This window comes from Methanophagales archaeon, from assembly GCA_021159465.1.
Taxonomy (GTDB): domain Archaea; phylum Halobacteriota; class Syntropharchaeia; order Alkanophagales; family Methanospirareceae; genus G60ANME1.
In genome coordinates, this window is the sequence record JAGGRR010000110.1 from 1 (window position 1) to 4,160 (window position 4,160).

Sequence of the window (4,160 nt, forward strand, 5' to 3'; positions counted from 1 at the left end):
GCGAATCTATTACCCGTGTATTCTATCTGATATGTTGCGGCATTCCCCGCCGTGCCCGATTTCACCTGCACTATCACTCGTGCACATGGATAGCCAATAGTATGCTTTGCCGAGCTGCCCGCACTCAAAGAAGTCTCACCCACTTCTGTGAAGCTCGTGCCTCCAGGGTATATATATGTCAAAATCTTGTATTTCAGTGCGTTTGATGAATGCGTGTTCTTTATTGATATTGTCTTGCCCGCCAACCCGTAGCATGTCCAGCTCAGTGCGTCCTCATAGCTATCGCTCGTCGTGCCCGTTATTTTATCGCTTATCCCGTCCGGCAAGTCAAAATTGCGTATCGCGGTCATAATTTATCGCCTCTCGAAACGAGGTGGCGGTATCGGAAACACTTTTGTTTCTTCCCGCACCTCTCTTAATATCTCGTTCAAGTCCTCATGAAGCATACCGAACATGCTCTGGTATGACATTGCCATCACTTCATCCAAATGTTCTAACGGGAATACATAGTACCACATTGTGAACTCGATATACACGTCCTCTGCGGGATCCGAACAGTTCCACAACTTCAATTTCAATTTTTCGGCTGCGGTAGGATGCGTACTCCTATTGTCCACATCCGATTCGCCTATTACACCACAGCAGTGAAACCCCTCTTGCTCCTGCGGCATCACCAGTTTCCCGTAGTTCCATATCTCATAATACACCTTGTCCGGTCTGGATGTCCGTCCCCAGTTGAACCGCTCAATGATTATCCCCCACTTATCTATACCTCGCCACTGCCTTATCGGGAATTCGAGGTCATAATACGGGTCTGCACCCTGGAAAGGGTCTCGCCACGTGTTTGTCTGCTCCGCCGTGATAGATACCGCTTCGGATGCGGGTATCTCCACGCCGGGCAGGCGCCACTTTGTGAAGATTCCGTATTTGTTCAGTTCCAGAACGTCTGCGGGACGGAAAACGACAGGCATTTGGTTATTCCCAGTGGTAATTCACCACGATTATACAGTCCGTGCTCGTAGCGCTTGCCACCATTTTCACCGTGCCTAAGCAGACCAAATCTGCGAGTTCGTTCTGGTCCGCGCTATATGAAGTGCCATTTCCTATTGTCCTCACCCATCTCGTTATCGTCTTCTCAGTGGGTGAACTCACGCCATGTGAAGCGTCAGGCGTGAAGATGTCCTGTAATGTCAGTTTTATCGCTGCGGTATGCTGATTATCCACAGTTATAGCAGTGATTTTGCACTTGTTATGCTTCTCCGCACTGGCTATTGTTTGTGCGGTCGTGTTAGCCGTTATCTTTTTAGTAGCCATATTTTTTCACCTCCTTAGAAACCCACAAGTTCATCATAGTGCCGTATCAGTAGCGCCTTCTCAATTTGCTCTTCCGTAGGCTTCTCTATCTCCGTCAGCTGGCACTTATTTATCTGGAATACTGCCGTGCACTTCTCGTAATCCACGCCTTCAAGGACATAGAACCTGAAAGTGAACGCAGCCATGTCTTTAATAGCGTATAGGAATAAGAGTGGCGCATCAGCCGGGCTGTCTTTATACGTCTTCGCACCGAGATACTTCTTCGATGCGTCCGTTATGTCGGGATACATATCCGTATCGCCGAGTTCATACACGTATTTCGTGCCCGGTATGTAGATATGGACAAGATAATCCCCGATTTTGAATCCCACCGCTATCTGGTAGAGCACATATTGCTTCTCTGGATACAGCTTCACACCACTGGTGGCGTTCGAAAGGTCTACATCCTTATAGTCATCGCCGGGCAAAATATACGATATTTGATATGGCACTATGATAGGCTCTTGTGCGACCTCAAATACTTTACCGCTGCACCACTCCTCGTCGAATCTATCACTGAACCGAAGCCATGAACCCTTCGTGAGGAACAAGTCCTCCGGTCTGACCTGTATTCCCACACCCTTAAATAAAGGCTGTAATTGTGTTATCATTTTTTATCCTCCTTATCTCTCGTCTCTCTTGGAGGGTATTATCCCCCTTATTCGCAGTCCGCTATCACTACAACTGTCTTATCGCTCAGGTCACTGGTTGTCGCAACTTCCCAGTCTCTATCCGCATCCGTTGCCTGCTCCAAGTCCACTTTCAGTATTGTCACCGTCACCGTATTACCGGAATTAGCCGTTTTGAAGCAGAACAGTTTGCCATCACCAACGGCACCGAGCGGTTCTTGCGTCGTTGCGATTGAATTCTTCACCTTCTCGAAGTCACCGAATGATACTGTGAAAGCACCATTAGCATCCAATGTCGGGCTCGTCTCAACTTCCATTGCCAATACCATTTTCAATCACCCCTTATATTGTCAAGTCTTCCGCCATAGCTATCAGGAATGTCAGTAGTTCGGGTCTGCCGTCCTTCGATATGTATGGGTCAACATATATCTCTTGTGTCTGCTTCGGTCCGACCACTACCGGAAGTTCAAACTCTTGGAAAGGCAGTGCACTGCCATCAGTATGCGTGAAAGAAAGCGACTGCGCCGGCGTGGTCTGTCCGGAGACTTTGAATGTTATTCTGTTCACTGGCGAGGGTTCTGTTATAGTGTCTATCATCCCCATGTGCACACATGCTGCCTCTTCCTTCATCTTCTGCTCCGGTATCATATCGTCCTTAGTTCCAGCCGTAAATGTGTGCAACCATGTATACACTGCGCTGGCGCCACCGTATAAGTATTTGTTGGAAGCTGATGCGGAGTTCAGTATCGAACCCCCCACGTCCTCCGGTCTAAGCCACACTATATCCAACTGCTTACCAACTGCTTTTATCCCCTTAAACTCTTGGGCAGTGTTTGCCTTTACCCACCGGACAGCGGTCAGTATAGCGTCCCACGCGTTAACCACCATCGCGGCGATGGATTCATTCTGCCTCACATTCGCGAGTACGTCAAGCTTCGTTACCAACCTTTTCACTTCCTCTTCCGATATCGCTTCCACATCAACACTCACTTCGTCCTGTCCTGGCGTGACGACTGCGTTCTTTAAAGTCACTGTCTTCTCCGGGTATGACCTCACTTTACTCCTCAAGTGTTCCAATACTAATCCCATTTTTTCACATCACCGATTTGCAGTAAAAATTTATAATATATAAAGTTTTTGTTACTAATGTCTAAAATGTTACGAGGAGAATCATCATCCCCATGAGGGGGAGGAGGAGAGATGAACTCAAAAGCATATACGAAAGACGAATTACTGCCACCAAGAATAGCAGCACCTATGTTGGGAATATCACGTAAAACACTATGGTTATGGACAAAAAAAGGGAAAATAAAGGCGGTGAGGACGCCAACCGGCAGATTCCTCTACCCACTGTCCGAAGTCAAAAAAGTATTAAACGCTATGTATGGCTTTCCCGCATCACTGTGTGACCGTTTATAGGCGCTCAACGGTGCTTTCCCCAGCGGGCGACTCTGCACTTACACTAACCTCGGAAGAACTGGGCTTCAAGCTCACTCGCTTCACTTGTAGCCCCGGCGAGGATACCCGCCTCAGTGCCGCGGTAGTGCCACCTCCCTTCGTCGCCAAGTCCCTAATCGTCTTTTCCACCAGTGGCAGCGATGCGTAGAACAGTGGCTCACCGAGCGGGTTTCGCATCCAGTCGAGTGCGAACCCGGCGACAACGCCACCTATCCTGCCATAATCCTGCATCCGCTTGAACGGTTCTGTCTTCCCTTTCTTCTCATCCCACATTTCCAGCCCGGCATCCAAGCCACCATAAGCGGCGGCTGCCAGGGCTCTCGTCATCGTTATTGCCATCTTTCCTCACCACCTCTTAGAACCTTCCTGCATAAGCGGGCGGCGCAGCAGCAGCCATAGCTTTCTTCCGCTCCAGCATCGACCTAAGGTCATCCATCGTATGGTATCCTCTCTGTCTGGACGGGTATTCTTCTGGCGCCATCCTGTTAGCCGCTCTGTAACCGGAGAGTGCATCTTGGAGTCGGGCTGCAACCTTTGGCAAGCCTCGCTCAAACCCGCGTGCACCTTTATTCATACTCGCGTGATCTCCGAAGTTCAGCCTCGTTTCTATCTGTCCCACGTGCGGGTTCTCGATTGTATAGGGTGCGTTCCTCAGTATCAGTGCCTTCTTCGACCAGAACATCCCGCCGGGCGAATAGATCTGAATACCAGAAGCCCCTA

Annotated in this window: 9 protein-coding genes; 1 reads left to right on the plus strand and 8 read right to left on the minus strand. The window is 49.2% G+C overall.

Features of this window, described 5'->3' with window-relative positions; genetic code table 11:
- The 6 genes from J7J01_05435 to J7J01_05460 form a co-directional block, all read right to left on the minus strand.
- Window positions 1-350 (minus strand): hypothetical protein (locus J7J01_05435; GenBank protein MCD6210319.1); only part of this gene is annotated, 350 nt, incomplete at its 3' end.
- 3 nt (window positions 351-353) lie between these two features.
- A complete protein-coding gene (locus J7J01_05440; protein ID MCD6210320.1) occupies window positions 354-971 on the minus strand; it encodes a hypothetical protein in 618 nt (205 codons plus the stop codon).
- Between the two features lie 4 nt (window positions 972-975).
- On the minus strand, window positions 976-1,314 hold the full coding sequence (locus J7J01_05445) for a hypothetical protein (GenBank protein MCD6210321.1): 339 nt from the start codon (window positions 1,312-1,314) through the stop codon (window positions 976-978).
- A 14-nt stretch (window positions 1,315-1,328) separates the two neighbouring features.
- A complete protein-coding gene (locus tag J7J01_05450; protein ID MCD6210322.1) occupies window positions 1,329-1,964 on the minus strand; it encodes a hypothetical protein in 636 nt (211 codons plus the stop codon).
- 47 nt (window positions 1,965-2,011) lie between these two features.
- On the minus strand, window positions 2,012-2,311 hold the full coding sequence (locus J7J01_05455; protein ID MCD6210323.1) for a hypothetical protein: 300 nt from the start codon (window positions 2,309-2,311) through the stop codon (window positions 2,012-2,014).
- Between the two features lie 13 nt (window positions 2,312-2,324).
- Entirely contained in the window at window positions 2,325-3,071 is a 747-nt protein-coding gene (locus tag J7J01_05460) for a hypothetical protein (protein MCD6210324.1), read from the minus strand.
- 111 nt (window positions 3,072-3,182) lie between these two features.
- Between J7J01_05460 and J7J01_05465 the strand changes: the two genes are divergently transcribed.
- Window positions 3,183-3,401: a helix-turn-helix domain-containing protein gene (locus J7J01_05465; GenBank protein MCD6210325.1), complete on the plus strand. Its 219-nt coding sequence runs from the start codon at window positions 3,183-3,185 to the stop codon at window positions 3,399-3,401.
- Here J7J01_05465 and J7J01_05470 read toward each other — a convergent pair.
- Window positions 3,396-3,779, minus strand: a complete 384-nt coding sequence (locus J7J01_05470; protein ID MCD6210326.1) for a hypothetical protein — start codon at window positions 3,777-3,779, stop codon at window positions 3,396-3,398. The genes J7J01_05465 and J7J01_05470 overlap by 6 nt on opposite strands.
- 16 nt (window positions 3,780-3,795) lie before the next feature.
- On the minus strand, window positions 3,796-4,160 hold a 365-nt coding region (locus J7J01_05475), incomplete at its 5' end, for a hypothetical protein (protein ID MCD6210327.1).

Excerpts from the sequence above, each read along its gene's own strand:
- J7J01_05440 (MCD6210320.1), bottom strand. The coding sequence starts at position 971 with ATGCCTGTCGTTTTCCGTCCCGCAGACGTTCTGGAACTGAACAAATAC.
- J7J01_05445 (MCD6210321.1), bottom strand. The coding sequence starts at position 1,314 with ATGGCTACTAAAAAGATAACGGCTAACACGACCGCACAAACAATAGCC.
- J7J01_05450 (MCD6210322.1), bottom strand. The coding sequence starts at position 1,964 with ATGATAACACAATTACAGCCTTTATTTAAGGGTGTGGGAATACAGGTC.
- J7J01_05455 (MCD6210323.1), bottom strand. The coding sequence starts at position 2,311 with ATGGTATTGGCAATGGAAGTTGAGACGAGCCCGACATTGGATGCTAAT.
- J7J01_05460 (MCD6210324.1), bottom strand. The coding sequence starts at position 3,071 with ATGGGATTAGTATTGGAACACTTGAGGAGTAAAGTGAGGTCATACCCG.
- J7J01_05465 (MCD6210325.1), top strand. The coding sequence starts at position 3,183 with ATGAACTCAAAAGCATATACGAAAGACGAATTACTGCCACCAAGAATA.
- J7J01_05470 (MCD6210326.1), bottom strand. The coding sequence starts at position 3,779 with ATGGCAATAACGATGACGAGAGCCCTGGCAGCCGCCGCTTATGGTGGC.